Genomic DNA, 26,079 nt, shown 5'->3' with positions numbered 1-26,079 from the left:
TGATGTTGTTCCCTACTGTTTTTTATAGTAATTTATCTGGAGAAATAGCTTATTTATACTCCTCCCTTAGCCCGTTTAATTGAACAACTGCAACGCTTACCAGGAGTTGGGCCAAAAACGGCCCAAAGACTTGCTTTGCATATCCTAAAGCGGCCTGATGCTGAAGTTCAAGCCCTAGCGAAAGCGTTAATTGAAGCCAAAAAACAAGTAGGCCTCTGTCAAGTGTGTTTTCATTTTTCAGAACAACCTATTTGTGAAATCTGCCGTAACCCTAATCGAGATTCACAAACGGTTTGTGTCGTCGCCGACTCCCGCGATGTGATTGCGTTAGAAAAAACCAGAGAATATCGGGGCAAATACCATGTTTTAGGAGGAGTCATGTCACCGATGGATGGCATTGGCCCAGAGCAATTATATATTCAACCCCTAATTAGAAGAGTCACCCAAGACGGTGTTAAAGAGGTGATTTTAGCCATTAGTCCCACCGTTGAAGGGGAAACCACAACCCTTTATCTCGGCCAACTGCTTAAACCCTTCACCAAAGTCACCCGTATTGCTTTCGGTTTGCCCATGGGTGGGGATCTCGAATATGCGGATGAAATTACCCTAGCGCGGGCTTTAGAAGGAAGGCGAGAATTGGACTAACAATCTAGTAAGGGCGAACGACCGTTTGCCCCTACTAAACCCTCGACCCTGAAAAAGCAAGGCCAGACAATGCCTAATCAATAATGGCATTAAGCAACACATCCGTTAAAGACATATCTTTCATATCATCAACGGTGACGGTATCAACGATATCAAACTTAGCACCTGCGGCTTCGAGTTGATCGTCTAAGGCTTTAAGAAATGCCGTTGCTTTCTTATCATGACCCACTTGAATCAGAGAAATTGCTAACTCTTCATCTCGGTCAATTTTTTGAGTCGCATCAATGATGAGGCGAATCACGGCTTTCTGTTCGGTGGGGGTGCCATCAGTGATGACAATGAAGGTTTCTCCATTGGGTTGGGCTTTTCCTGCGGCTTTACGTTCAAAATAGTTCTCCAGGGCATCTTCAAGAACAGAGACTAAGTCTGTTTGTCCCATGGGTTCGTTTTCTTCATAAATTTTTGTCACCTTGTCGGAGGTAACGTTGTCATATCGCCTAAAACGACCCGAAAATACATAAACTGTAATGCCATCAGGATCAATTTCTTCACACTTCTTGGCTAATGCCAGGGTAGACTCCTGGGCAATTTCCCAACGGGTTTTTCCATCGGGAGCATCAGAGGTAGCCATACTGCTGCTTTTGTCGATCATCAGGGTATAATCCCGATTTTCGATAATTGAGTCTCCTGCCATAAGGGAAACAACCTCCTATATCAAACTGTATGATTACTCTGTCCTCTAGGCTATTACGACCTTTAAGGATTATGGCTAAAGCTCCTGAATTTGATCATAATTGAGGGAAAGGCTCCGGGTTTTTGGCCTTAATTCATCAACGACTCATCACATAAATGGGTCTAATTGTAAAGTCATATTGCGACACTTGATAAAAAATCTTTAAATATCGACCTATTGCTGATGATCATCATTAATGTAGAACATCAGAAGAAGCTGATTTTGGGAATTTCACTAATGGACAACGAAGCTCAAAAGTACCGTATGGTCTGCACCCTTACCTTCGGTGATATCTACGGTCAAATTATTGTATGGTTAATTGTCATTTTCTTAACCTTGGCTAGTGCTTTAGGGTTGTGGAGTAGCACTCGTCAAATTTATGCCTTGGCCGTGGTGGGACTGGTTTTAGTCTTATCTTTACCATTTCTCTTGTTTGCTTTTGTGACAACCCTACTCAACCACATTGAGTTTTCTCCTCTCGAAGCCATGGAAAGCACTCGTTCCTCTTCTCGTAGACACATTAAAGCAAGTCAGAAACCGGCCGAAGCGGCTGGTTGATTACTAATCTAGAGATTTGTAAGGGCCAAAATCAAGAAGTTAGGGTGTAGGGGTCTATTTTCAACCGAATTGAGATCGACACCCTTCTTCTTAAGAAATGATTAGTGATTAAGCAAAATTTTTGTTTATCTTTATACCGTCACTCTTCAGCCTTAGAGATAATAGAGTTAATTATAGCAAATTGGGAAAATTCTTAACTGTTCTCGCTCCTTGATTAATGAAAAGGAGTCAGAAGAGTTTGGCTCAATTTTGATGTGTGGAAATTGTGGTGTGCTGATTGTTCTTGTGAGGAGTGAGGTCAACCGTAAGTTAGGTAAAAATGATGAATATGTTTAATACATTAACACAATCTACTCAAATTTTAATGGGAGGGATAATTTTGGGAATCGGAGCTTTGTTTCCCGTCTTCCCTTCTCTGGCCGAAACAGAGGTTATTACTGACCCGAAACCGTTAGAAATTCATACGGGGACGGTTCAAGATTTAAACGGGACTGAGTCTAGAACTCAAATGGAAGGGTTAGCTGGTGTTGGGGGGGAATATCCCTCATCTGAGGAGCTTTCTGCCTTTGAACTGGAGAAAAGCCCCTATGAGGTCAAAACTGAGGCAATTAACAACACTTTGGAACGAAATGACGATAATTTAGGAGATGTTCAACGTCCAACTTATCGGGTTCCGTTTGTTCATTTTTAATTGGTTTTTCCTAGGGACAATTCATGAATTGTCCCTACTTTGTGATAAATAAAGACTAAAATCCTAGATCTGCTCTCCCTATTTTAGCAGCAGCAAATACGGCTTCATCGGATAATTCTGACCAGTCTGTTTCGCCTATTTCTGTATAGAATTGTTGATCGTAAGGACGGGTTTTAATGACGACTGGCATTGGTACCGCATGGCCTAAGATTAAAGCTTGTTGTTTAGAGTCTAATTTTGCTAAAACTGACCGTAAATTTTGCCCCCCAGAAACCCCTGTAAAAATGGCATCAATATCTTTTTCATCATTTAATAAACAGGTGATTCTGGTTCCGACTTGAGACATCACTTCATTGTCAATTCCTGATGGTCTTTGATCCACAATTAAAAGGGTAACAAAGTATTTTCGCATCTCTCTAGCGATAGTCCCAAAGATAGTTTGATGCACAATTTTAGAATCTAAAAAGCGGTGAGCTTCTTCAATAGTAATAACTAATTGTCGAGGTCGATCAACAGGATTTTTAGACTGTAGAAATTTTTCAGATCTTTTGACATAATTAGCATGAATCCGACGACTAATCATATTCGTTGCTAACATATAAGAAAGCAGGTTAGATTGGGAGCCAAATTCAATGACGACGTGCTTACCTGCATCGAGGGATTCTATTACTTGATTAATATAATTATGGGGGCAAGCTGTGCGTAAATATTTCAAGTTATCTAAGCGCATTAACTTCCGTTGTAAGGACATGATTGATCCGGCATGACCTTGTTTCTCTTGGCAAAATAGTTTAATGTCTTCATTGGTCATATTTAATAGCTGAACGATCCAGGATTTGCCATATTCAGCTTCGAGAATATTGGCATTATCTAAACTTGCCTCAGAAATCCCTAATTCATAGCCAACTAAGCGAATATCTTCTATTTCAATTTGATCGTAACTTAAGTATAATTCTTGAGCATCTCTGACCCCTCTACGTTTCGTAGATTCAGAGTCTAAGGTATAAATTTCTACCTGTCCAGGAAACAATTGACGTAACCCTTTAACCGTCGAAACTTCCTTGCCTTCTTTCATCGCTTCCCAGCCATATTCTGAGTGCATATCAAACATTAAATTAACGGCTGCTTGTTTACGAATAATACCAGAAATTAACAACCTGGTTAAAAAAGATTTCCCTGTTCCTGACTTCCCAAAAACTCCATTACTTCTTTCAACAAACCGATCTAAATCAATACAAATAGGCACATCCGTATCTAAGGGTTTCCCAATGGCAAAATTGCGACGGGTGGGATCATCTTCCCAGCCAAAAACCGCCCTAAAATCCCGTTCTAAAGCTTCATAAACTTGGCTAAAATGAGCGGGAATTGTTTTCACTGGGAGTAATTCGATATCAGCGTTCGTTTGTGCTTCAAAAGACGCGAGGGAATTATGTTCTTTTTTGGTTTCAGAACCTCTTTTTTGTTCCCCTTCAATGGGGGTAAACATCAACATAGGAGCGAGTTCTACGGTTCCATAAGTGCCACTTCCGGCCAAAACATCCCGCATGAAGGTATCCTCAAAACTGGGAGGGTTCGCTAAAATTCGGGGGTTTGCAGTTCCTAAAGAAACATCCGTGAGCAGACAGAAAAACCGCGATCGCACCCCTTGCACGACTAAAAACTTGCCTACCCGCATTTGTTCGACGGAAACATCGGAATGTAACCGCACTTCTAAACCTTGAGAAAGGGAACCTTGAATGACTACTCCGAGGGGATGTTCTATCATTATTGCTGTCTCGTGGACATTTACTAAAAGAAGTAACCCATAGGTATAATTATCCTATGGGTTGTTGCTTGATTCTATGTTAACTCATTTGTGAGATAGAATCCGATTGCTTCTTTTATTAATTATCCTTTAAAAACCCCCAAAGTTTTCGCCACCAAGGCACATTTTCTCCCTCCATAAAATTAATTTTTTTGCGAATTTCTGTCAAATTCCATCCCGTTAACTGGGCTAAGTTTTTTGCTTCGGTTTCTTGTCGCTCTCTCACCGATTTATAATAAGGTTGTGCAGCGTCACAATCTCGCTTTTCTTTAAAAGGATGACGAATCACATATCTTCCCTGGAAAAATTGATTATTAGCGGTTTCTTGAAATTGTAAATCTTCAGGAAAAGTTGGGCGAGCATAACGCACATGAAGACGAGTAATAAATACTTGATTCGAGAAATTAGAATCTAACCAAAATACTCCTGCTTTTCTGAGTTCATCAGGGTTTAAAGGTTGAGCAGAACAAGGATCGCAACTGGCCATATTCCAAGCATATTCAACAAAGGCAATTTTTTTGCCATTTTTTTCATAAGCTGTTTTAAACATTGCCTGATAAAATGGGGCAAATTCCCCTTGAACAAATTCAGGAATATCTACATCAGAAGGTACTTGAACAGTTCGATAATTGGTTAATTCAACTTGTCCTTTAGGAGATAATAAGTACACAATTAAATCCTGTTCTCCGTTAGCATTGAGCATCCCTAAGCGAATGGGTAACATAAACTTAGGTGATTCATAGGCCATCATGAGGGGACGTAGGGATTTAAAACCAGTATTTTTATACTCAGTTAAATTGACTTTTGCCACAAAAAATTTGAGAGTTTGCTGAATATAAGGACGTAAAAGTTGACTCGCTCCATTGGGAATTTTATAGCCATTATTTCGTAACCAAATTTCTAACCCATTAGACTCTTTTGCACTGAGAATTACAATATCATATTCCCCGACAGTAAACTCTTCCTCAACCGTTACTCCTAAGGCATTACGTCTTCCGGTTTTCATCTCAGATGAGGCTGAAGGAGCCGCTGGCATTCGGAAAGCTCCATCTTCAAGATAAGGACGATTACAAGGATCAGCATCAAAATATTCCACTAATCTTGGCGCACTAAATTCATCTAATCTTTCAAGAATTTGGGGTTCACCAATATGCACTTGTTCTTCTTTTAAGATTACTGGAACCGGAACAACCATCGCAAAATCTTTCACCGCTCCCTGATAATCATTAGCCATGGTTAAAACCGTACGATTGCCATCCTTAGCAATAATGACTTGAGAGGCTTGATTATAAAGTTTGGCATCGGCTTTAGCCACATAAAATCCACAAAATGCGAGAGCATTATTAATGGGAAAAATCAAGAGCAGAAAGCTTAAAAATACAAGAATTAAAGGGCGTAGGATTTTCATGGAGATTTCTCTATCGCAGCAATAAATTTGTTTGATCATGAATATTCTTTGTTTTATTAAAGCGCGATTCTTGCTATCATCAAATGAAAATGCCACAAAAATTAACGATATTTAAGATATAATTAGCAGATATAAAATTAACACTTTAGTCCTTCTGAGATTGACACAGGGATGAAAAATATCATGGAATGGAAAAGTTCTCTACAGGAACCTAGGGCCTGGTTAGGGGCGTTAGGAATTGCCTTAGCCGGATTACAACTGACGGTACTAGAATTTTCTAAAGCTCCTAACCTGATGAGTTTGAGTATTTTAGTCTGGTTAGCGATCGCCTCTCTGATCTGGGATAAACGAGATGAGTTAAAATTTCATAGCAGTGTTTTTTCTAGTGTGTTTGGGGCAACTTTAATTATCTTTGTTTTGATTAGAAGTTTGTCACCCGTAGGTTATCATTTAACGGTTTCTCCCTTGATTTGTGGGGTAGGACTGGCATTAATGGCATCAGGTTTTAAAGGATTATCTAGCTACTGGAAGGAACTAACAATTCTGGCTCTCTTAGCATCTTCTAGCATCTTAACAGGAATTTTAAATGCCATTAATTTACCGCAATTAACCGCTAAATTTTCTAATGGTTCTCTGTGGACAGCAGGGTTTAAATCCTATCGAGAAGGAGTATCTATTATCTTACCAACAGGACGAGTTGAAGTCTATGGTTCTTGTTCTGGAGTAGAGAGTATTTTACTGATGTTTTTTGTGGGTGTTCTCTTTCTTTTTATCATTCCAATTAAGCGAATTCAACAAGTAATTTGTTTAAGTGTTGCCGTTTTTATTGGATTTATAACCAATGCGATTCGGGTTTCTATCATGGCTGTTTTAGTGGCCTCTTCTCAAAGAGAAGCTTTTGAATATTGGCATGGAGATGATGGCAGTCTAATTTTTGCTTTAATTTCTGTTTTGATTTTTGGTGTTTTTTGCTGGTTTGCTTATGTTCGTTCCCTAACCCTAACTTCTGAAATTGACGAAGATTTTCTAATAGATGAGGAATAAAACATATTTTGTGCAAAAAATATGTTTAGAAAAATTAATTTACTTTTGAGACAAAGATGGAAATTTTATCAATACAAAAAGCTAGAATTAGCTTAATCGCTATTGTTTTATTGGGAGTAGTCGGCGTTACTATTCGTTCTTTTTTTGTACTATCATCTCAAGGGGATTCTGAGGTATCCTCAAAAAAAGATTTATTTGAGTTTCCAGCCACAATTCCCCTCAAAGAATGGCAGATGATAGACTCAAAATTGGCTCCTTCAGAAATCCATAATATACAAGTCTATCAATATCAGAACAATGGGGAAAAATTAGAGATTAAAACAAGCTATCGTCAATATGATGGGGCTAACGTTAGCCGTCTGCTCTTTAAAGAAGCAAAAATCCCTCCAGCAACTGTGGTAATGAATATCAAAAATCAGGAAGGAATTGGTCATTATGGAATGTTTCAGTATGAAGATAAAGCTTATTTAACCGCTTGTCTTAATAAAGCAGGAGAAAACACTGTCACTGAACAACAATATACTCAGAATAAATATAAATATGGCTGGAGTCCCCAAAGAACATTTTTGTGGATTTTAGGACAAAACGATCTCTTTGAAACAGGTTGTTTATGGACACTTATATCAACCCCTGTTGAAGCCAATCTTGAAACAACAACCTTAGAAAAAAAATATCAGACCTTAGAAACAATTTGGTCAGACTGGTATGGTTGGTGGAAACCTAAATTATCAACTTATCCTTAGTTTTAGGTCGGGTTAATTCGTGAATTAACCCGACTAGAGATTTAAGCAGATTTCATAAACTAAATTACCCAGACTTTGCCTCTACAATTGCCAGATTTTGGGGTCTCGCTATGTTAAAATAGGAGAGACTAGAGTCGATCTAACAATTTTAATTATAACGGGGCTTTTTTTGTCAATTTTTAAGACAATATTTCCCTAATTTGCATTCTTTAAACGGAGTTCACCCCCCTATGACAACCCCTCAAGATCGGATCATTCCCACAGACTTGAGCAATGAGATGTCCCGTTCCTACCTAGAATACGCGATGAGCGTCATTGTAGGGCGGGCATTACCCGACGCGAGGGATGGGTTAAAACCAGTCCATCGTCGCATTCTCTACGCCATGTATGAACTGGGTTTGACCCCTGATCGTCCCTTTCGTAAATGCGCCCGTGTCGTGGGGGAAGTCTTAGGGAAATACCACCCTCACGGGGACACGGCAGTCTATGATGCCCTAGTACGGATGGCCCAGAATTTTTCCATGCGCGATCCCCTCATTGAAGGCCATGGAAACTTTGGCTCAGTGGATAACGACCCCCCGGCGGCCATGCGTTACACTGAGTGTCGCCTGCAAACCCTATCAACTAATGCCCTCTTAAGGGATATTGAATCAGAAACGGTTGATTTTGCCGATAACTTTGATGGCTCGCAGCAAGAACCCGTGGTTCTTCCGGCCAGAATTCCCCAACTTCTCCTCAACGGTTCTTCTGGCATTGCAGTAGGCATGGCCACCAATATTCCCCCCCATAACTTAGGGGAATTAATCGACGGAACGATCGCCTTAATCCACAACCCAGACTTAACCAACAAAGACTTAATCAAAATTATACCCGGCCCCGACTTTCCCACCGGAGGACAGATTTTAGGGCGATCAGGGATTGAAGATGCCTACCATGGGGGACGGGGTTCTATTACCATGCGTGGGGTAGCCCAAATTGAAACCATCGAACACAGGGGCCGGCCAGACAAAGATGCCATTATTATCACCGAATTACCCTATCAAACCAATAAAGCAGCTTTAATTGAACGCATTGCCGAATTAGTTAACGACAAACGAATTGAAGGTATTTCCGATATTCGGGATGAAAGCGATCGTGATGGAATGCGGGTGGTGATCGAACTCAAACGGGATGCTTATCCCAGAGTCGTTCTCAACAATATTTATAAACAAACCCCTGTTCAAGCCAATTTTGGGGCCAATATGTTGGCCTTAGTCAATGGAGAACCCCAACTATTAACCCTCAGAGAATTTCTCACAGTTTTCCTAGAATTTCGGGTTGAAACCATTACCCGTCGGACGCAATACGAATTACGCAAAGCAGAAGAACGAGATCACCTGTTACAAGGGTTACTCATTGCCCTAGAGAATTTAGATGCCGTCATTCAATTAATTCGCGGGGCCGCTGATACCGCCACCGCGAAAGAACAATTAATTGAACAATTTGGCTTATCCGCCGTGCAAGCGGATGCAATTCTACAAATGCAGTTGCGTCGTCTGACGGCCTTAGAAGCCGAAAAAATTCACGGCGAACATGAAGAATTACAGGCTAAAATTGCTGACCTACAGGATATTTTAGCCAAACGAGAACGGATTGAAGCCATTATTGAGGAAGAACTGGCCCAAATTAAGTCAATTCATGCCACTCCCCGACGCACTCAAATTGTGCAAGATGACGGGGAAATCGTTGATACTGACTTAATTGCTAACGAACAAGCGATTATCCTCTTAACAGAACAAGGATACATCAAACGGATGCCTGTAAGTACCTTTGCGGCCCAACAACGGGCCACCAGAGGGAAAGCCGCCGCAAAAATCAAAGAAGATGATGTCGTAGAACACTTTTTAAGCTGTTGTGACCACGATCATGTACTCTTTTTTAGCGATCGCGGGGTTGTCTATAACGTCAGTGCTTATCATATCCCCGCCGCCTCTCGTACTGCCAGAGGTACCCCCATCGTACAAATGTTACCCATTCCCAAAGATGAGAAAATTACCTCTATCGTAGCGGTGAGTGAGTTTAGCGAAGATGTTTTCTTAGTGATGTTAACCCGCAATGGTTACATTAAAAAAACCGCCCTTTCGGCCTTTAGTAATATTCGGACAAATGGATTAATTGCCATTTCCTTAGCGGATGGGGATCAACTGCGCTGGGTACGACTGGCCCGAGAGGAAGACAGTGTTATTTTAGGAACCCGTCAGGGGATGGCCATTCATTTCTATGCCGATAACCAACAACTGCGACCCCTAGGCCGATCAACCAGAGGCGTTAAGTCCATGAAACTGAAAAAAGGGGATGAATTGATTAGCATGGATATTCTGCCGAGTCAGGTGATCGCAAGTATTGAGAATGCGGAGGACGAGGAAGACGAGGACATCTTAGAGAATGAAACAGAAGAGTTAATTGAAGAAGATACCAGTTCAGGCCCCTGGATACTTGCCATTACCAATGGGGGTTATGGTAAGCGGGTTCCCGTATCCAAATTCCGTTTACAACGACGGGCCGGTATGGGAGTCCGGGCCATTAAGTTTAAGTCTCCAGAGGATCGTTTAGCCTCCCTTCATGTGGTTCATGGGGGGGATGAATTAATGATCGTCTCTAACCGAGGTATTATTATTCGTCAGGCGGTGGATGCCATTTCCTTGCAGTCTCGGACAGCAACGGGAGTCAGGGTACAACGGTTAGATGGGGATGATGCGATCGCTGCTGTGGCCTTAGTTCCTCCGGCAGTAGAAGGGGAAGAAATAGAAGGGGAAGAAGAGATAATAACAGAGTAATAAACCACCCCAACTTGTTACGATGAAGTTGGGGTTTTCAATAGCCCTAGACTATCGAATAAGCTAATTAGCATCAATTTTTGCTAAAATTTCTGTAGCTTGTTGACATAATGTTTGATGACAATGACCATTACTTGCCATCAAACCACCCCATTGACGTACATCTCCTCGGTTATAAATTAAGGGATCGCCGTTAAAATGAGTGAATTTTCCTCCGGCTTCTGTTAGGATTAATTCTGGTGCGGCAAAATCCCAATCTTTGGCCGCAGATTTTCCTGATAAAGAGATATAAACATCGGATTTTTGTTCGAGAATTGTGGAAATTTTACCGCCAACACTGCCCATATAATTACGATCTTTTAAGGGAAGGGCATCAATTAAGGCTTGAAAACGAGCATCCCGATGGGTGCGACTTACCACTAAAAATAAGTCTCCCATTTGATGACGTTCTGAAACTTTAATCGGGGTGATTTTTCCATCAGCCGTTTCTACAAAAGTACCATGATTTTTACTGGCAAAATAGACTTTTTCCGCTTCTGGAATAGCAACAATGGCTACTACGGGACGACCTTGATAAGCTAAGGCAATATGTAAGGCATATTCTCCGGTTTTATCAATAAAATCCCTAGTCCCATCTAGGGGATCAATAATCCACACCCAATCTTGAGGAATGGGATCAGTTCCTTTATGGGTTTCTTCACTAAGATAACCAAAAGTGTCTTCAGGAAAAGCGGCTTGTAATTTCTCTAAAATATAGCTATTTGCTGCGAGATCAGCCGCAGTTACGGGGCCATCTTTTTTGTTCTCATTAACCTCTAAATCCCCTTGATTTGCTTCCCCTCGATAGTAGGAACGTAAAATTTTAGAGGCACCCCAACCCACGGAACGGGCGATCGCTTCAATTTCTTCTAATTTTTTTGTTTGTGTAATTTCCAAAATGTCCCTCAGCCTCAATAATTGCTCTCTATGTAATTTTAAAGGAAAAGGGAACCTTCTGAATGTCCAAAATTTTAAAATTGAATTGTCTCAAGATGACTGCATTTTTTTCAGCAGTTTTTGTGCTTCTTGATATCCATCGGTATTGCCCTGTTTTTGGAACAATTTCATCGCTGTTTTTACGTCATCTATTGCCCTTTGATAATTACCAAGCTTTAGACCAATTTTTGCTCTTTCTATATAGATATATGCGGCTTCTTTATCTAAACTTAAGGCACGATCAAAATCTGCGATCGCAGCTTGATAATTATTGATTCTACCATAGGCAATTCCCCGGTTATAATAGGCTTCAATTTCAGAGGAATTAATTTGGAGAACGGCTGTAAAATCTGCGATCGCCCCTTGATAATCTCCTTGGATTCCTTTTTCCATTCCTTGAATTAATAAGTCATTTAAGTCGGGATCTGAGATGTAATTTTGAGTAACTAAATCCCCAGGTCTTTTCAAGTTGGAATGATCAATACTATAACTCAAGATTGGTCTGACTAAATATAAATTACTCAAAATTGTGAGAAATAATGATAAATAATAAAACTTGTTTAAATACACCTTGACTCCTTCTATTAAAATAACATCATTTCAGTTAAATATTGTTATAGCAAGTAAATTTCAGATCAGCAATTAACATAATTAATTTTTTATGATTATTGACAGTTTTGTCTAGCTAAAAAATCAGATAATGTCTGTATAACTTCTAACTTTGCTAGGGAAATTCATGAATTAGACCTAATAAATCCCTGTCAGTTTTCAACTAAAGAATATATAATGAAAGACTGGACACTTATCCCTATCCCCTCCTCTTAGATTTGAGATCATGACTACCTCCCAACGACGCTATCATATCACTACCTTTGGCTGTCAGATGAATAAAGCTGACTCGGAACGCATGGCGGGTATTTTAGAAGATATGGGGTTTTTATGGTCAGAAGATCCCAATGGGGCTGATTTAATTCTATATAATACTTGTACCATTCGAGATAATGCGGAACAAAAAGTCTATTCTTATTTAGGAAGACAAGCAAAAAGGAAACATGAAAATCCTGATTTAACCTTAATTGTAGCAGGTTGTGTGGCTCAACAAGAAGGGGAAAAAATCTTAAGACGAGTTCCTGAATTAGACTTAGTTATGGGGCCCCAACACGCTAACCGTTTAGAAGACTTATTAACACAAGTTTTTGACGGAAATCAAGTCGTTGCGACTGAAGCACTTCATATTGTTGAAGATATTACTAAACCTCGTCGAGATAGTACGGTAACGGCTTGGGTTAATATTATTTATGGCTGTAATGAACGGTGTAGTTATTGTGTTGTTCCTAATGTTAGAGGGGTTGAACAATCTCGCACACCAGAAGCGATTTATGCTGAAATGGAATTATTGGGAAAACAAGGTTACAAAGAAATTACTTTGTTAGGGCAAAATATTGATGCTTATGGTAGAGATTTACCAGGGGTAACAGAAACGGGAAGACATCAACATACTTTGACGGATTTATTATATCAAGTACATGATATTCCTGGGATTGAAAGACTAAGATTTGCTACCAGTCATCCCCGTTATTTTACCGAAAGATTGATTCGTGCTTGTCATGAATTGCCAAAAGTTTGTGAGCATTTTCATATTCCTTTCCAGTCTGGAGATAATGAGATCTTAAAAGCTATGAAACGGGGCTATACTCATGAGAAATACCGACAAATTATTGATAAAATTCGGTCATATATGCCTGATGCTTCTATCAGTGCAGATGCCATTGTTGGATTTCCTGGAGAAACAGAAGAACAGTTTGATAAGACCTTAAAATTAGTCGATGATATTGGCTTTGATCTACTCAATACGGCCGCTTATTCCCCTCGTCCTGGTACTCCTGCCGCTTTGTGGGATAATCAATTAAGTGAAGAAGTAAAAAGCGATCGCTTACAGAGGTTAAATCATTTAGTGGAACAAAAAGCTGCTGAACGTTCTCAACGATATTTAGGACGCATTGAAACTGTATTAGTAGAAGATGAAAACCATAAAGATACCACTCAAGTGATGGGAAGAACTGGAGGAAATCGTTTGACCTTTTTTAAGGGGAATATTAACGAGCTAAAAGGGCAATTAGTTAAGGTGAAAATTACTGAAGTTCGGGCATTTAGTTTAACAGGAGAACCGATTTTTTGACGACATTTTTGTCTGGTAGGTTAGGTCGTGATGATTTATGCAACCTAATACTTTTGTTTGTTCTTTTATTGTTTAAATTCTTGATTTTCTCCAATACATAATTTAGTTATTTTGTCAAGACATAAGCAATTATACTCAAACCAAAATAGTACAAAGGCTCAAAATAAAGAATAAAAAAACAGTAAAATCAGGAGAAATTCCATAAAGATTAGTGGAAGATAACGAGAAAATGAGACTTGTGGGGACTATTTTAGGACAAGACACACTGGCTGTAGATTTTTAACTTAATTGAAGTATACCAGAAAGGCGTAACCTCCTTAGCTATTGATAAAAATTATCATTACTTGTCAAGAGCAAGAAAAACTGATTGATTGTTATTTTAAAATCAAGATAATTTATTGATTAATTTATATTATAAATCAGAGCAATTCAGTGATCCTTCGGTTGTCCTCTCAGTAGAATCAAGACAAGCAACCTCTAACAAAGATGAAGTGTTAATGAAGTATTAGCAAGATGTTGACAGGGTTAAGATAATATGTTTGAGGGTTTAACTGCCTTAATTGAAGCGAGACGGAAGTAATTGACCTACTGTGTGTCCCTTCAAATTTGAAACCCCTTATTATAGCTCACTAACAAACATCAGAGTTTTATGCGAATACTAGCCCTGGTTCCTGGGGAAATTGGCGAACAAATTTTATTTTTTCCAACCTTGGAAGACCTCAAAACTCAATATCCCAACGCCATGATCGATGTGATCGTAGAACCCCGTGCCAAAGCAGCCTATCGGGTGTGTCCTCACGTTCACGAAGTCCTGATGTTTGACTACCAAGATCGCAATGGATTAGCCGATTATTTAAACTTATTAGGGATGATCCGCGATCGCGAGTATGATGTGGCTTTCACCCTAGATAAACGCTGGACTTTGGGACTACTGTTTTGGTTAAATGGTATCCCCTTATGTATCGGTTATCAAACCTCAACGGCTTGGTTTTTATCGAACACCGTTCCCCAAAAAACCGAACAATATGCCGCCTATATGTATCACGATCTGATACAAGGACTAGGAATGCAAACCCCCTGTCCTCCCCTGAAAATTGCCGTCCCCAAAGATGATATTAGTTGGGCCGAAGGGGAGCAAAAACGCCTCTTACTCCAAGAAAGCGGCTATATTATTTTGTGTGGTGGGTTTGGTGAATGCTATCCTGTGCCGCAGTGGAGCAATATTATTAATAATATGCAGCAAAAACAGCCCTCAATCCCCATTGTTCTCCTACAATGGGCAGGTAATGAAGCATGGGTGAAGATGGTTCAAGAAAGTTGTCCCAACCTTAAGGTAATTAAACCGAGTGGTGTGGGGCGTTTAGCTGCCATGATCGCCGGGGCTAATTTGATGGTGTGTACTGATAGCACCCCTTTACAGTTAGCAGTAGCTGTTGGCACTTATACCGTTGCTTTATTTGGCAAAACTGAGGCAACAAAACGACTACCCCCCAGTCAAGATAAATATATTGGGATTCAATCGCCTACCTATAATCTAGCGGATATTCAAGCAAGCACAGTGCTGGAAAAAATTTGGCGTAGTTAATACCATTTTCATCAACTTGGACTACAGATGTGGATGTTGTAGGGGTCAACGACCGTTGACTTCTACTTTAGCAAATTTGTATAAGTTCACATAGTCCCCGCCTTCTTCGGAGGGGGATTTCCTCAAAAAAAGCCTAATTATTGGTGCAAACAGATTTTAGAAACATTTTGTAACCCTTCGCTCAAAAACTCAGCCTCTTGAGTAAAATTAAAAAGAGACTTAAAAAAGTCGCTGAAAAAACAGAACGATGGATCGAGGGAATGAGACGGGGAACTAAAGCAAGTGAAAGGCAAGCTGCAAGAAAACATTCAGCCATACGAACCAGAAGGGGAACTATATTTAGCAGCCCAACTGTCTCAACAAAAAGCGATTGCTAAGATTGCTCGGAGGGGGGTGGAAACGCAACAAATTGCCCCTTTTCTCAATGAGGTTGTCAAAATTGTTGCTGACACTCTCAAGGTTCCTTATGGCAGTATTTTTCAAAAATTAACCCCTCAGCCCAAATTAAGGTTAGTGGCCTCTGTTGGTTGGTATGCGGAAGCAGTGGGAAGGTTGACCATCGATCTTACCCAATTCTGCCAATTTAATTATACCCTAAAAAATAATCAGCCCGTTTGCGTCGATGATTTCAGCACCGAACGGCGATTTTCGTCCTCACCTCTCTTACAAACCCATCATGTCGCCAGTGGGATCAGTGTGATTATTCCCAGCAATAACCAACCTTACGGCATTTTAGGGGTTCATAGCACAAAAAAGCAGCATTTTACCCCAGGGGACATCACTTTCGTCCAAATTATTGGCCAATTAGTCGGCACAACCCTAATTAGACTGCAATTAACTCAAAAGACAAAAGTAGACATCAGTGATCAAAATATCATCCCCCAGGGTCAACCTTATTCCTCTCTGGTTTATCTCAATCAAGCAGTCACTCAGATTCCTAGAGATAATAGAATAAAAATATTACCCAAAAATGGTCATGTGATCCAAGATGAGCATTTTAACCCCACTCCTCACGAGACAACCAATGATCATCAACTAATGAAAACTGAAGGCGATCGCTTTTTTTCTCTCTCCTTAGAATTACTCTGTGTGGCGAACTTTGACGGCTATTTTAAACGGATTAATCCTGCCTTTGAACAGATTTTGGGTTATTCAGCAGAGGAATTATTAGGTCAACCCTTCATTGAATTTGTCCATCCTGATGATCGGCAAGCCACCTTAGCAGAAATAGCAAACTTAAGAGAAGGAACAAAGACCCATTATTTTGAAAATCGTTATCGCTGTCGGGATGGTTCCTATCGTTGGTTAGCTTGGACATCTGTGGCCTACGTCCAAGAAAAAACCATCTATGCAATTGCTCGTGATATTACCGAACGCAAACAAATAGAAGCGACTCTGAGAGAAAATGAAAAAAAGTTTCGTATGCTTTTTGAACAAGCTTCAACAGGAATGGGGTTAGCTAATACAGAAGGACAGTTAATAAACGTTAATCAGGTTTTATGTGAATTAGTCGGTTATACTTCAGAAGAATTATTAAAGAAGCGGTGTAGTGATATTACGCACCCTGAAGATAGGGAAAAAGAAGCAAGGTTAGCCCAACAATTATTATCAGGAAAAATTGATAGTTATTGTCTAGAGAAACGCTATATAACAAAAAACAATCGAACCATTTATGCCCTACTTCAAGTAACCTTAATCCGAGACTTAGAGGGAAAACCTCTACACTTATTGGGTCAAACTTCTGATATTACAGAGCAAACTCAGAAAGATATTGCCCTACAAGAAAGTGAAGAAAGACTGAGCCGTATTATTACCACGATTTCTGATGGTTTATTAGTGATTAATGCTCAGGGAACTGTTTGTTTTATGAATCCTGCTGCGGAAGATATTTTTGGCCGTTCCCAAGAACAATTAATCAATCATCCTTTGGGTTTACCTTTAGGGGACGATCAACCCACAGAAATTTTTATTCAACATCCTCAACATCAATTAATCATTGCACAGATGCGAGTGGCGGATATTAATTGGCAAGGGAAAAAAGCCTATTTAGTATCTTTGAGAAACATTACCGAAAATTATCAAGCGCAACAAGCTTTGTGCCAAAGTGAAGAAAAATATCGTCAAATTGTGGAAACGGCAACGGAGGGAATTTGGATTATTGATGACCAAAATCAGACTACATTTGTCAATGAACAAATGGCGGAAATGTTGGGCTATACCGTTGAAGAAATGATGGGTAAGAGCTTATTTGATTGTATGGATAAGTCAGAATATTCCATCGCTCAACAGATGATTTTACAGCGTCGTCAAGGGGTTGGAGAAACTCACGATTTTAAATTCCTTCGTCAAGATGGTCGGGAAATTTGGACTCTTATTTCTACTAATCCATTATTTGATGCTAAGGGTAATTATGTCGGAGCTTTAGGCATGATTACAGATATTACAGAACGGAAAAGAATAGAGCAAGCTTTATCAAAAAGTGAGCAACGTTTAGAGGGAATTTTAACCTCTATTCAAGATGTGGTTTGGTCAGTAAATTCGACCTTTTCTGAACTCATTTATCTTAATCCTGCGGCGCAACTACTTTTTGGACATTCCTTAGAATATTTTTATCAAAAAGTTGATCTTTGGCGTGAATTAGTTCATGCTGAAGATCAAGAATTAATTCAATATCATCGCCAAGTTTTATTGGAAAAAGGTAGCGCAGAATTTCAATATCGTATTGTACGACCTGATGGACAAATTCGCTGGCTTTATAGTCGCAGTCGAGTGGTTTATGATCAAGAAGGGAAGATTATACGAATTGATGGGTTAGATACGGATATTACAGAAAAGAAACAGGCTGAAGAGCAATTACGATATAACGCGACTCATGATTCCTTAACCAATTTACCTAACCGAATTTTATTCATGGATCGTCTTGAACACGCTTTGGAAAGACAAAAACGTCGTCCGGCTTTTTGCTTTGCTGTTTTGTTTTTAGATCTAGATGAATTTAAGGTTGTTAATGATAGTTTAGGTCATGGGATTGGCGATAAATTATTACGAGAAATTGCCATTCGTTTAAACAAATGTTTGCGCTCTGATGATACATTAGCACGATTAGGTGGGGATGAATTTGCCATTCTTTTAGAAGATATTGGGGATGTAAAAGATGCCATTAAAATTGCTAAAAGAATTCATCAAGATTTAACCCAACCCTTTAATTTAGAGGCTCAAGATGTCTTTATTAATACCAGTATTGGCATTGCTTTAAGTATTTCTGAATATCAAGCAGCAGCGGAGATTTTACGGGATGCTGATACTGCAATGTATCGTGCCAAAGCCGATGGTAAAGCTTGTTATGCAATTTTTGATCAAAAAATGCACGATCATGCTGTGACTCGTTTACAGTTAGAAACTGATTTAAGAAAAGCCATTGAACGCAAAGAATTTCAATTATATTATCAACCAATTATTTCCTTAAAAAGTGGTAAATTAACAGGGTTTGAAGCCTTAATTCGTTGGCAACATCCTCAGCGTAATTTAGTTTTTCCTGGTCATTTTATTCCCATTGCTGAGGAAACCGGATTAATTATTCCCATGGGAGAGTGGATTTTAGAAGAAGCTTGTCAACAATTAAAAACTTGGCAAACCCAATTTCCTGAGTTTCCTGATTTAAAAGTTAGTGTTAATTTATCGAGTAAACAATTAAGATATACGAATTTAATTGATACCTTAGATAGAATTTTAGAAAAAACTCAGTTAGAGAGTCACTTTTTAAAAGTCGAAATTACGGAAAGTCTGTTGATGGAAAATATCCAAGCGGCAACGGAAATTTTATTACAAATAAAACGACGAAGAATTGAAATTTGTTTAGATGATTTTGGCACGGGTTATTCTTCTTTAAGTTACTTACATCGATTTCCCGTTAATACTTTAAAAATTGATCGCTCTTTTGTGATGCGAATGGAAAAAAATAATGAAAATTCAGAAATTATTAGAGCCATTATTAGTTTAGCTCATATCTTGGACATGGAAATTATTGCGGAAGGGGTAGAAACAGCGTCACAATTAGCTCAATTAAAACAGTTAGGTTGTGAACAAGGACAGGGTTATTTCTTTGCGAAACCCTTACCAAAAGATCAAGTTGAAGTGTTGTTAAGATCGTCTCGTATTTGGGAGTAATAGGATAAAATTGGGAAAATTGCTCATGCTAAGATGCTTAAAGGTATAATTGCTTAAATTATTGCAAAAATATATTATTTTGATTCACTTTTACTTTGAAGTCTCTCTAAACTTTGGTGACGTAAATCAGCTTCTATCATTGCAATTAATTCATCAAACTGTAAGGTAACTAAATCCAATTTTCGACAAGCTTCTCGCCATTTAGTCACACTTTGACTTCTTGTTTCTAGATCAGGAATACAAGATTTATTTGTCATCATAACCCCCAATTTCTTTTAGTTTCAGAGAGACTTGCTTCTGCTTAATTCTTGTTTTATTGTAAGGCATTTGTTAAGAAATTGAGAGCAAAAATAAATATAGGGGACAATTTGCCCCCTAATCTACTGAGAAAAATTTATGATCAGGTTGTTTTAGACCACACTAAACACAATTACAAACCCTAAGACAGCCCCAAAGACAATTAAGGCATAGAATTGGGCGCGACCATTTTCTAAGTATTTTAAGCCTTCGCCACTGACTAAGGTGGCTAACCCCGTTAAATTAACCGCACCATCAATGACACGATAATCAACTTCCATAATTTGGCGGGCTAAACGACGACATCCCATGACAAATACGCGATCATAAACGTCATCGAAATACCATTTATTGAGGGAAAATTGATATAAGGCCGGGAATTTTTCGGCGATCGCAGCAGGATCAATTTTGTGTCGTAAATACATCAAAGAAGCGACAGTAATACCAATTAAGGCAATTCCTACGGAATTACCCGCCATGATAGCAAATTCTGTCCAATCGAAGTGAGCCACCTCTTCAATGACTTCTCCTGGGGCAGAAATAAACCCTTCAAAAGTATTATTCCAAGGTCTACCCAAGAGGCCAATGACTGTCGAAGGAATGGCTAGAATCAGTAAGGGTAAGGTCATGGTTAAGGGAGACTCATGGGGGGAGTGACTATGACCATGGCCATGATCATCTGCTTCCTCATGAGTATCATGATCCAATTCTTTCACATCCATGGCCCCAGGGCCAAACACAGGGGTAGCTGCCGCCGTCAGTTTTGCCCGAATGCCCAGATCATTCCCTCTAAAGTCCCCTTCAAAGGTCATGAAATACATCCGAAACATATAAAACGCGGTTAAACCAGCCGTAGACCAACCCACCACCCATAAAGCGGGGTTTGCTTGAAAGGCCAGACCTAAAATTTCATCCTTTGACCAGAAACCCGCAAAGGGAGGAATACCACAAATAGCCAAAGTTCCGATTAAAAAGGCAAGGGAAGTTAGGGGCATATATTTCCGTAAACCCCCCATTAGGCGCATATCCTGTGCCAATACGGGGTCATGGCCGACAACTCCTTCCATACCATGAATGACAGAACCAGAGCAAAGGAACAACATCGCCTTAAAATAAGCGTGGGTCATCAGGTGAAATAAACCTGCGCTGTAAGCCCCGATACCCATGGCCATGACCATGTATCCTAATTGGGAGATAGTAGAGTAAGCTAAGCCCTTCTTAATGTCATTTTGGGTTAAAGCAATAGTTGCCCCTAAAAATGAGGTTAAAGCTCCCGTCCAAGCAATAGTTGTCATAGCCACCGGAATTTGCTCAAAGACAGGATACATTCTCGCCACCAAGAAAACTCCCGCCGCAACCATAGTTGCCGCATGAATGAGGGCAGAAATGGGCGTAGGGCCTTCCATTGCGTCAGGTAGCCACACATGAAGGGGAAATTGGGCCGATTTTGCCACAGGGCCTAAAAATACTAAAACAGCAAATAAGGCCGCCAAAGCAGGGGCAATCGTACCAGAGGAAACTAAGTTTTCTAACCGTTCCCCCATCACATCAAATTCAAAGCTATTGGTGGCCCAATATAGCCCTAACATTCCTAAAAGTAAGCCAAAGTCCCCGACACGGTTAGTTACAAAAGCTTTTTGACAAGCATCTGCTGCTGCCTTGCGATCGAACCAAAACCCGATCAGGAGATAGGAACACATCCCTACCAGTTCCCAGAAAATATAGACTTGTACTAGGTTAGGGCTAATGACCAAGCCGAGCATTGAAGAGCTAAATATGCTCAAATACGCATAAAATCGAACATATCCTGCATCATGGGCCATATAGCCATCGGTGTACACCATCACCAATAAGGCAACGGTGGTGACAATGACACACATTAAGGCACTGAGGTGATCGAGAGTATAGCCCATCTCTAGGTGAAAATTGCCGGCCGCTGCCCATTCGATCATCTGGGTATATTCCCCATGACCATTAATTTGACTCCAAAGCAGGGCGAAAGACATCACCATAGACGCACCCAACAAGGAAATGATAAATACAGCATTTACTTGTCTCAGGCGGTTTGTGGCTTCGTTAAAAGAGATTAAACCCAGGCCAACTATCATCGCCCCAACGAGGGGAAATACGGGTATTAGCCAGGCGTATTGATAAAGCGGTTCCATACCGTAATGCCTAAGTTATTTTGTTCACTACTTTGTTGATACCGCTAACTATTGTTACACAGGTGATTCCTTAAGAAAGTGTTTATGGTGACGGCTTGGAGTACAATCTACCAATGGCATTGGCATAGGAGAAAAGCTTAAGATTTTTAGGAGTTTTAGCTTAATATTCAAAGTAATAATAATGACTAAAATTTTAATTTCTTTACCCGATCAACTGGTTAATTATCTAGGCCAGAAAAAGGATTTTAGGATTTTGCAATTGGCGGTTTATTTCCAAAGTGCTGCACTAGGTACTTGACAAGGGTGCTACAATGGTTTCTTAAATAAAAAAGTAAGTCAGCCTAGTTTCTCATGGCCTTAATTGGGGCTTGAGAAAGCGGGGGAACCAACCTTGGGGCGTATTTCTAGGGGATCGCAAACTAGAAAGGGATAACTCTCAATCCTAGCCCGTCAGCTAACCTCGTAGGCAGTGGGAGAAGACTGAAGAATCAGCATTTTTAACAGAATGCCTTGATTTCATTCAGTGACTCTGAGTTCGACGCTACTTTGACTTAGATTGTTGTTTGGAATTTGAGGTAGAAGCTATGAAATTGACATAAAAGTGAGCAAAGTTTGAACAATTTGAGGATAAGAGACTCCTTAGCTTTTTTATAAATATTTTTAAAATCGCTAAGCTTCTCCCTATATCTGTTTAGCAACATTACTCAAGTAGAGGCGAACGGCCGTTCGCCCCTACGGAATAAGGCTGTGGTTTTTAGAACCTATGAGTAGGGTTTTTGCCGAGCAATGATTAATTAATAGCTAAAACTGATTGATTATGGATTGATAAATAGATGAACTTACGATTTTCTCAGGATATCGAAACCTTGCTTCATCGTTTGCTGGTTCATCCCTTAACCCTCAGAGAAATTCTCTCAGAAACGGCGGAACGGGGCTTTTGCCTCACCATTAGTTTACTGGTGTTACCCTTTCTGTTTCCCATGCCTCCTGGCTTTTCCAGCATTTTAGGGGCAGGATGTCTGCTTTTAGCCTTACAAATGGCCCTAGGACGAAAAACCCCCTGGTTGCCAAAAAGAGTAGCTAGATTCCAGTTTCCTCGCCAATTTAGTGAAATATTGCTGAAAAATGTACAGAAAGTCACTAAATTACTCGAAAAAATCTGTCGTCCCCGTCTTTTTACCATTGCCAAACATCCCTTAATTTGGCGAGGGAATGGACTGTGTATTGCCTGGTTAACGGTTTTGTTGATGTTACCCATTCCATTCACTAACCCGGTTCCTACCGTCGGTATTTTAGTCTTAGCCGTCGCTACCCTAGAAGCGGATGGACTGCTGATGTGTTTGGGTTATCTCATTACCGTGATTAATACGCTGTTTTTTGGTTTCATGGGCTATTTAGCTTGGCAAACCCCCCAATTCTTACCAGAAATCTTCAAATAGATCCCTTAATTCTGCTCCTATGACCTTTCCCACTACTTCTAACCAAGTTACCCCTGCTTTTCCTGAAATCGGTTCCCCTTGGCAAACCCTTTCTGCCCAAGCATCCCTAGAAAAATTCCAAAGTGATCCAGAAAAGGGTTTAACCCAAGAACAGATTAACCAAAGGCAGCAATATTTTGGCCCCAATGAACTTAAAGACACTGGAGGCCGTTCCCCTCTGACTATCTTATGGGAACAATTTACCAATATTATGTTGGTGATGCTCATGGCCGTAGCGGTGATCTCTGCCGTCTTAGATGTGCGAAAAGGAGCATTTCCCAAGGATGCCGTCGCTATCTTTTCCATTGTCGTTTTGAACGGATTATTAGGCTATTTACAAGAAAGTAAGGCAGAAAAAGCCCTTGCAGCCCTTAAAAACCTTTCTTCCCCTAAAGTACGAGTAATTCGTCAAGGAATCGTGCAAGAGATCTCCGCTAAGGAATTAGTGCCAGGGGATATCATGTTACTAGAAGCAGGGGTAAAACTGGCGGCAGATGGTCGCTTACTGGAAGCCCAAAACCTCCAAATCCGAGAATCTGCCTTGACTGGAGAAGCAGAGACGGTTAACAAGCAAGCAGATATCATCTTAGGGGAAGATGCTCCCTTGGGCGATCGCTTAAATTTGGTGTTTCAAGGGACAGAAGTAGTACAGGGACGGGCCAAAGTCCTCGTTACCAGTATTGGTATGGAGACGGAAATTGGCCGCATTGCGACTCTTATTCAAGGGGTAGAAACGGAAGATACTCCCCTACAACAAAGAATGTCCCAATTAGGGAATGTTTTAGTTAGTAGTTCCCTGGGATTAGTGGTATTAGTGGTTATTGTGGGGGTTTTACGGTCAGGATGGCAGAATTTTGAGGAATTATTAGAAGTTTCTTTGAGTATGGCGGTGGCCGTAGTTCCTGAAGGGTTGCCGGCCGTGGTAACGGTAACTTTGGCTATTGGAACTCAGCGCATGGTACGTCGTCACGCCTTAATTCGTAAATTGCCGGCAGTGGAAACTTTGGGGTCAGTAACGACCATTTGTTCTGATAAAACGGGAACTTTGACCCAAAATAAGATGGTTGTTCAGAAGGTACAAACAGGCAGTTATGCTTATGAGGTGACAGGGGAAGGATATGCACCCCAAGGAGATCTCATTGCTCAAGATAGCGATGAATACGAGATTAATGGGGAAATTAAACAACTTTTAACGGCTTGTGTCCTTTGTAATGATGCTTTATTGCAGAAAAAAGGCAAAAATTGGGAAATTATCGGCGATCCCACCGAAGGGGCTTTATTAACCCTGGCTGGGAAAGGGGGACTCTATCGGGAAGACTTATGGTTAGAGATGCCCCGTGTCGCTGAAATTCCTTTTTCTTCTGAACGGAAACGGATGTCAGTTATTATCAAGGTTTTCCCAGAAGCAGATAAGGTGGTGAACCTTCACTCCTATTTGATGTTTACCAAAGGTTCCCCAGAGATTGTTTTAGAACGATGCACGGCGGTTTATCAAGGTAATCAGGCTGTTCACCTTAGTGATGACCAACGAAAGCAGATTTTAGCCCAAAATGACCGCTGGGCAGCTAAAGGGTTGCGGGTGTTAGGATTTGCTTCTAAACCTTTGTCTGACATTCCCGAGCATGATAGGGGAGAAATGGCAGAAACTGGGTTAATTTGGTTAGGATTAGTGGGAATGCTCGATGCTCCAAGAAAAGAGGTCAAAGGCGCGGTTTTACGCTGTCGAGAGGCGGGAATTCGCCCGATTATGATTACAGGAGATCATCAATTAACCGCCCAGGCGATCGCCACTGAGTTAGGTATTGCTCACCCTGATGATCCTATTCTGACAGGACGAGATTTACAACACATTACCCCCTCAGAATTGGGGCAACTTGTCTCGGAAGTAAGTGTTTATGCCCGCGTTGCCCCGGAACATAAGCTGCAAATTGTCCAAGCTTTGCAAAATCGGGGGGAATTTGTGGCTATGACGGGGGATGGGGTCAATGATGCCCCTGCCCTGAAACAAGCGGATATCGGCATTGCGATGGGCATTACAGGCACTGATGTTAGTAAGGAAGCCAGTGATGCCATTCTCTTAGATGACAATTTTGCCACCATTGTTGCGGCAACGGAGGAGGGACGGGTAGTTTATGACAATATTCGTCGCTTTATCAAGTACATTTTAGGCAGCAATATCGGGGAAGTTTTGGTTATTGCAGCGGCCCCTGTTATTGGTTTGGGTGGAGTTCCCTTATCTCCTTTACAAATTCTCTGGATGAACCTAGTAACCGATGGTTTACCCGCTTTAGCCTTGGCTATGGAACCGGCCGAACCCAATGTCATGCAGCGTCCTCCCTATAGCCCCCGTGAGAGTATTTTTTCTAGAGGTTTGGGCTTATATATGGTAAGAATTGGGGTTATTTTCGCTATTTTAACCATTTTACTGATGGTTTGGGCTTATGACCATGCCCATCTGTCGGGTGATCCCAATCGCTGGAAAACTATGGTGTTTACTACCCTTTGTTTAGCCCAGATGGGTCATGCGTTGGCGGTTCGTTCTGATAGTCAGTTAACCATACAACTCAATCCTTTTTCCAATCCTTATGTTTTGGGGGCAGTAACATTGACGACATTACTACAAATTTTGTTGATTTATGTTGCCCCTTTACAGAGCTTTTTTGGTACTCATTCTCTCAGTGCCACTGAACTTTTAATCTGTTTTGGTTTTAGTGCTTTGATGTTTGTGTGGATTGAGTTAGAGAAGCTTGTTTATCGTTGGTTTTGGCTCAAAAAACAGTAATCAAAAGCT

18 protein-coding genes and 1 riboswitch are annotated in these 26,079 nt (G+C 40.4%); of the genes, 11 read left to right on the top strand and 7 right to left on the bottom strand.

Going from position 1 to position 26,079, the window contains the following annotated elements; all coding sequences use genetic code 11:
• Positions 1-51 precede the first annotated feature (51 nt).
• Complete coding sequence (recR, locus tag VB715_RS03680) at positions 52-645, top strand: recombination mediator RecR (protein WP_323300180.1); 594 nt, start codon at positions 52-54, stop codon at positions 643-645.
• 73 nt (positions 646-718) lie between these two features.
• Here recR and VB715_RS03675 read toward each other — a convergent pair whose 3' ends face one another.
• Positions 719-1,339, bottom strand: coding sequence for a VWA domain-containing protein (locus VB715_RS03675; RefSeq protein WP_323299846.1), 621 nt, complete (start codon positions 1,337-1,339; stop codon positions 719-721).
• A gap of 276 nt (positions 1,340-1,615) precedes the next feature.
• Here VB715_RS03675 and VB715_RS03670 point away from each other — a divergent pair, with 276 nt between their 5' ends.
• Positions 1,616-1,936, top strand: a complete 321-nt coding sequence (locus VB715_RS03670) for a hypothetical protein (RefSeq protein ID WP_323299845.1) — start codon at positions 1,616-1,618, stop codon at positions 1,934-1,936.
• Between the two features lie 319 nt (positions 1,937-2,255).
• Positions 2,256-2,627 (top strand): hypothetical protein, encoded by a 372-nt coding sequence (locus tag VB715_RS03665; RefSeq protein WP_323299844.1) that lies wholly within the window; start codon positions 2,256-2,258, stop codon positions 2,625-2,627.
• A 55-nt stretch (positions 2,628-2,682) separates the two neighbouring features.
• Here VB715_RS03665 and VB715_RS03660 read toward each other — a convergent pair whose 3' ends face one another.
• Complete coding sequence (locus VB715_RS03660; protein WP_323299843.1) at positions 2,683-4,392, bottom strand: ATP-binding protein; 1,710 nt, start codon at positions 4,390-4,392, stop codon at positions 2,683-2,685.
• Positions 4,393-4,510: 118 nt separating this feature from the next.
• Entirely contained in the window at positions 4,511-5,839 is a 1,329-nt protein-coding gene (locus VB715_RS03655; RefSeq protein ID WP_323300179.1) for a DUF2330 domain-containing protein, read from the bottom strand.
• 183 nt (positions 5,840-6,022) lie between these two features.
• Here VB715_RS03655 and crtA point away from each other — a divergent pair, with 183 nt between their 5' ends.
• From crtA to gyrA, 3 genes are all read left to right on the top strand, one after another.
• Positions 6,023-6,883 carry a cyanoexosortase A gene (gene crtA / locus VB715_RS03650; RefSeq protein ID WP_323299842.1) on the top strand — a complete coding sequence of 287 codons (861 nt, stop codon included), beginning with the start codon at positions 6,023-6,025 and terminating at the stop codon, positions 6,881-6,883.
• A gap of 56 nt (positions 6,884-6,939) precedes the next feature.
• A complete protein-coding gene (locus VB715_RS03645) occupies positions 6,940-7,626 on the top strand; it encodes a cyanoexosortase A system-associated protein (RefSeq protein ID WP_323299841.1) in 687 nt (228 codons plus the stop codon).
• A 230-nt stretch (positions 7,627-7,856) separates the two neighbouring features.
• Positions 7,857-10,442: a DNA topoisomerase (ATP-hydrolyzing) subunit A gene (gene gyrA, locus VB715_RS03640; protein ID WP_323299840.1), complete on the top strand. Its 2,586-nt coding sequence runs from the start codon at positions 7,857-7,859 to the stop codon at positions 10,440-10,442.
• A gap of 63 nt (positions 10,443-10,505) precedes the next feature.
• Here gyrA and VB715_RS03635 read toward each other — a convergent pair whose 3' ends face one another.
• Both VB715_RS03635 and VB715_RS03630 read right to left on the bottom strand, forming a co-directional pair.
• Positions 10,506-11,372 (bottom strand): 3'(2'),5'-bisphosphate nucleotidase CysQ family protein, encoded by an 867-nt coding sequence (locus VB715_RS03635; RefSeq protein ID WP_416336908.1) that lies wholly within the window; start codon positions 11,370-11,372, stop codon positions 10,506-10,508.
• A 96-nt stretch (positions 11,373-11,468) separates the two neighbouring features.
• Complete coding sequence (locus VB715_RS03630; protein WP_323299839.1) at positions 11,469-11,885, bottom strand: tetratricopeptide repeat protein; 417 nt, start codon at positions 11,883-11,885, stop codon at positions 11,469-11,471.
• A gap of 367 nt (positions 11,886-12,252) precedes the next feature.
• On the opposite strand from VB715_RS03630, the gene miaB reads away from it, so the two are divergent.
• From miaB to VB715_RS03615, 3 genes are all read left to right on the top strand, one after another.
• Positions 12,253-13,596, top strand: a complete 1,344-nt coding sequence (gene miaB / locus VB715_RS03625; protein ID WP_323299838.1) for a tRNA (N6-isopentenyl adenosine(37)-C2)-methylthiotransferase MiaB — start codon at positions 12,253-12,255, stop codon at positions 13,594-13,596.
• A gap of 649 nt (positions 13,597-14,245) precedes the next feature.
• Positions 14,246-15,181 (top strand): glycosyltransferase family 9 protein, encoded by a 936-nt coding sequence (locus VB715_RS03620; protein WP_323299837.1) that lies wholly within the window; start codon positions 14,246-14,248, stop codon positions 15,179-15,181.
• A 282-nt stretch (positions 15,182-15,463) separates the two neighbouring features.
• Positions 15,464-19,348, top strand: coding sequence for a PAS domain S-box protein (locus VB715_RS03615; RefSeq protein ID WP_323299836.1), 3,885 nt, complete (start codon positions 15,464-15,466; stop codon positions 19,346-19,348).
• A 74-nt stretch (positions 19,349-19,422) separates the two neighbouring features.
• Here the strand turns inward: VB715_RS03615 and VB715_RS03610 are convergent, their stop codons facing one another.
• Complete coding sequence (locus VB715_RS03610; RefSeq protein ID WP_323299835.1) at positions 19,423-19,608, bottom strand: hypothetical protein; 186 nt, start codon at positions 19,606-19,608, stop codon at positions 19,423-19,425.
• Between the two features lie 150 nt (positions 19,609-19,758).
• Entirely contained in the window at positions 19,759-21,810 is a 2,052-nt protein-coding gene (locus VB715_RS03605; RefSeq protein WP_323299834.1) for an NAD(P)H-quinone oxidoreductase subunit 5, read from the bottom strand.
• Positions 21,811-22,138: 328 nt separating this feature from the next.
• A riboswitch (cyclic di-AMP (ydaO/yuaA leader) is annotated at positions 22,139-22,293 on the top strand.
• Between the two features lie 350 nt (positions 22,294-22,643).
• Between VB715_RS03605 and VB715_RS03600 the strand changes: the two genes are divergently transcribed.
• A complete protein-coding gene (locus tag VB715_RS03600) occupies positions 22,644-23,249 on the top strand; it encodes an exopolysaccharide biosynthesis protein (protein ID WP_323299833.1) in 606 nt (201 codons plus the stop codon).
• Positions 23,250-23,268: 19 nt separating this feature from the next.
• The gene (locus VB715_RS03595) at positions 23,269-26,070 is read left to right on the top strand and encodes a cation-translocating P-type ATPase (RefSeq protein ID WP_323299832.1); all 2,802 of its coding nucleotides are present in this window, start codon (positions 23,269-23,271) and stop codon (positions 26,068-26,070) included.
• The last annotated feature ends 9 nt before the right edge of the window (positions 26,071-26,079 follow it).

It is taken from the genome of Crocosphaera sp. UHCC 0190 (assembly GCF_034932065.1).
Classification (GTDB): Bacteria; Cyanobacteriota; Cyanobacteriia; order Cyanobacteriales; family Microcystaceae; genus UHCC-0190.
The sequence above is the reverse complement of the archived record's forward strand: the minus strand, read 5'-3'. Positions and strand labels throughout refer to the sequence as shown.

Excerpts from the sequence above, each read along its gene's own strand:
- VB715_RS03660 (WP_323299843.1), bottom strand. The coding sequence starts at position 4,392 with ATGATAGAACATCCCCTCGGAGTAGTCATTCAAGGTTCCCTTTCTCAA.
- gyrA (WP_323299840.1), top strand. The coding sequence starts at position 7,857 with ATGACAACCCCTCAAGATCGGATCATTCCCACAGACTTGAGCAATGAG.
- VB715_RS03595 (WP_323299832.1), top strand. The coding sequence starts at position 23,269 with ATGACCTTTCCCACTACTTCTAACCAAGTTACCCCTGCTTTTCCTGAA.
- VB715_RS03620 (WP_323299837.1), top strand. The coding sequence starts at position 14,246 with ATGCGAATACTAGCCCTGGTTCCTGGGGAAATTGGCGAACAAATTTTA.
- VB715_RS03670 (WP_323299845.1), top strand. The coding sequence starts at position 1,616 with ATGGACAACGAAGCTCAAAAGTACCGTATGGTCTGCACCCTTACCTTC.
- VB715_RS03655 (WP_323300179.1), bottom strand. The coding sequence starts at position 5,839 with ATGAAAATCCTACGCCCTTTAATTCTTGTATTTTTAAGCTTTCTGCTC.
- VB715_RS03610 (WP_323299835.1), bottom strand. The coding sequence starts at position 19,608 with ATGATGACAAATAAATCTTGTATTCCTGATCTAGAAACAAGAAGTCAA.
- VB715_RS03675 (WP_323299846.1), bottom strand. The coding sequence starts at position 1,339 with ATGGCAGGAGACTCAATTATCGAAAATCGGGATTATACCCTGATGATC.
- VB715_RS03645 (WP_323299841.1), top strand. The coding sequence starts at position 6,940 with ATGGAAATTTTATCAATACAAAAAGCTAGAATTAGCTTAATCGCTATT.
- VB715_RS03605 (WP_323299834.1), bottom strand. The coding sequence starts at position 21,810 with ATGGAACCGCTTTATCAATACGCCTGGCTAATACCCGTATTTCCCCTC.
- VB715_RS03665 (WP_323299844.1), top strand. The coding sequence starts at position 2,256 with ATGATGAATATGTTTAATACATTAACACAATCTACTCAAATTTTAATG.
- miaB (WP_323299838.1), top strand. The coding sequence starts at position 12,253 with ATGACTACCTCCCAACGACGCTATCATATCACTACCTTTGGCTGTCAG.
- crtA (WP_323299842.1), top strand. The coding sequence starts at position 6,023 with ATGGAATGGAAAAGTTCTCTACAGGAACCTAGGGCCTGGTTAGGGGCG.
- VB715_RS03600 (WP_323299833.1), top strand. The coding sequence starts at position 22,644 with ATGAACTTACGATTTTCTCAGGATATCGAAACCTTGCTTCATCGTTTG.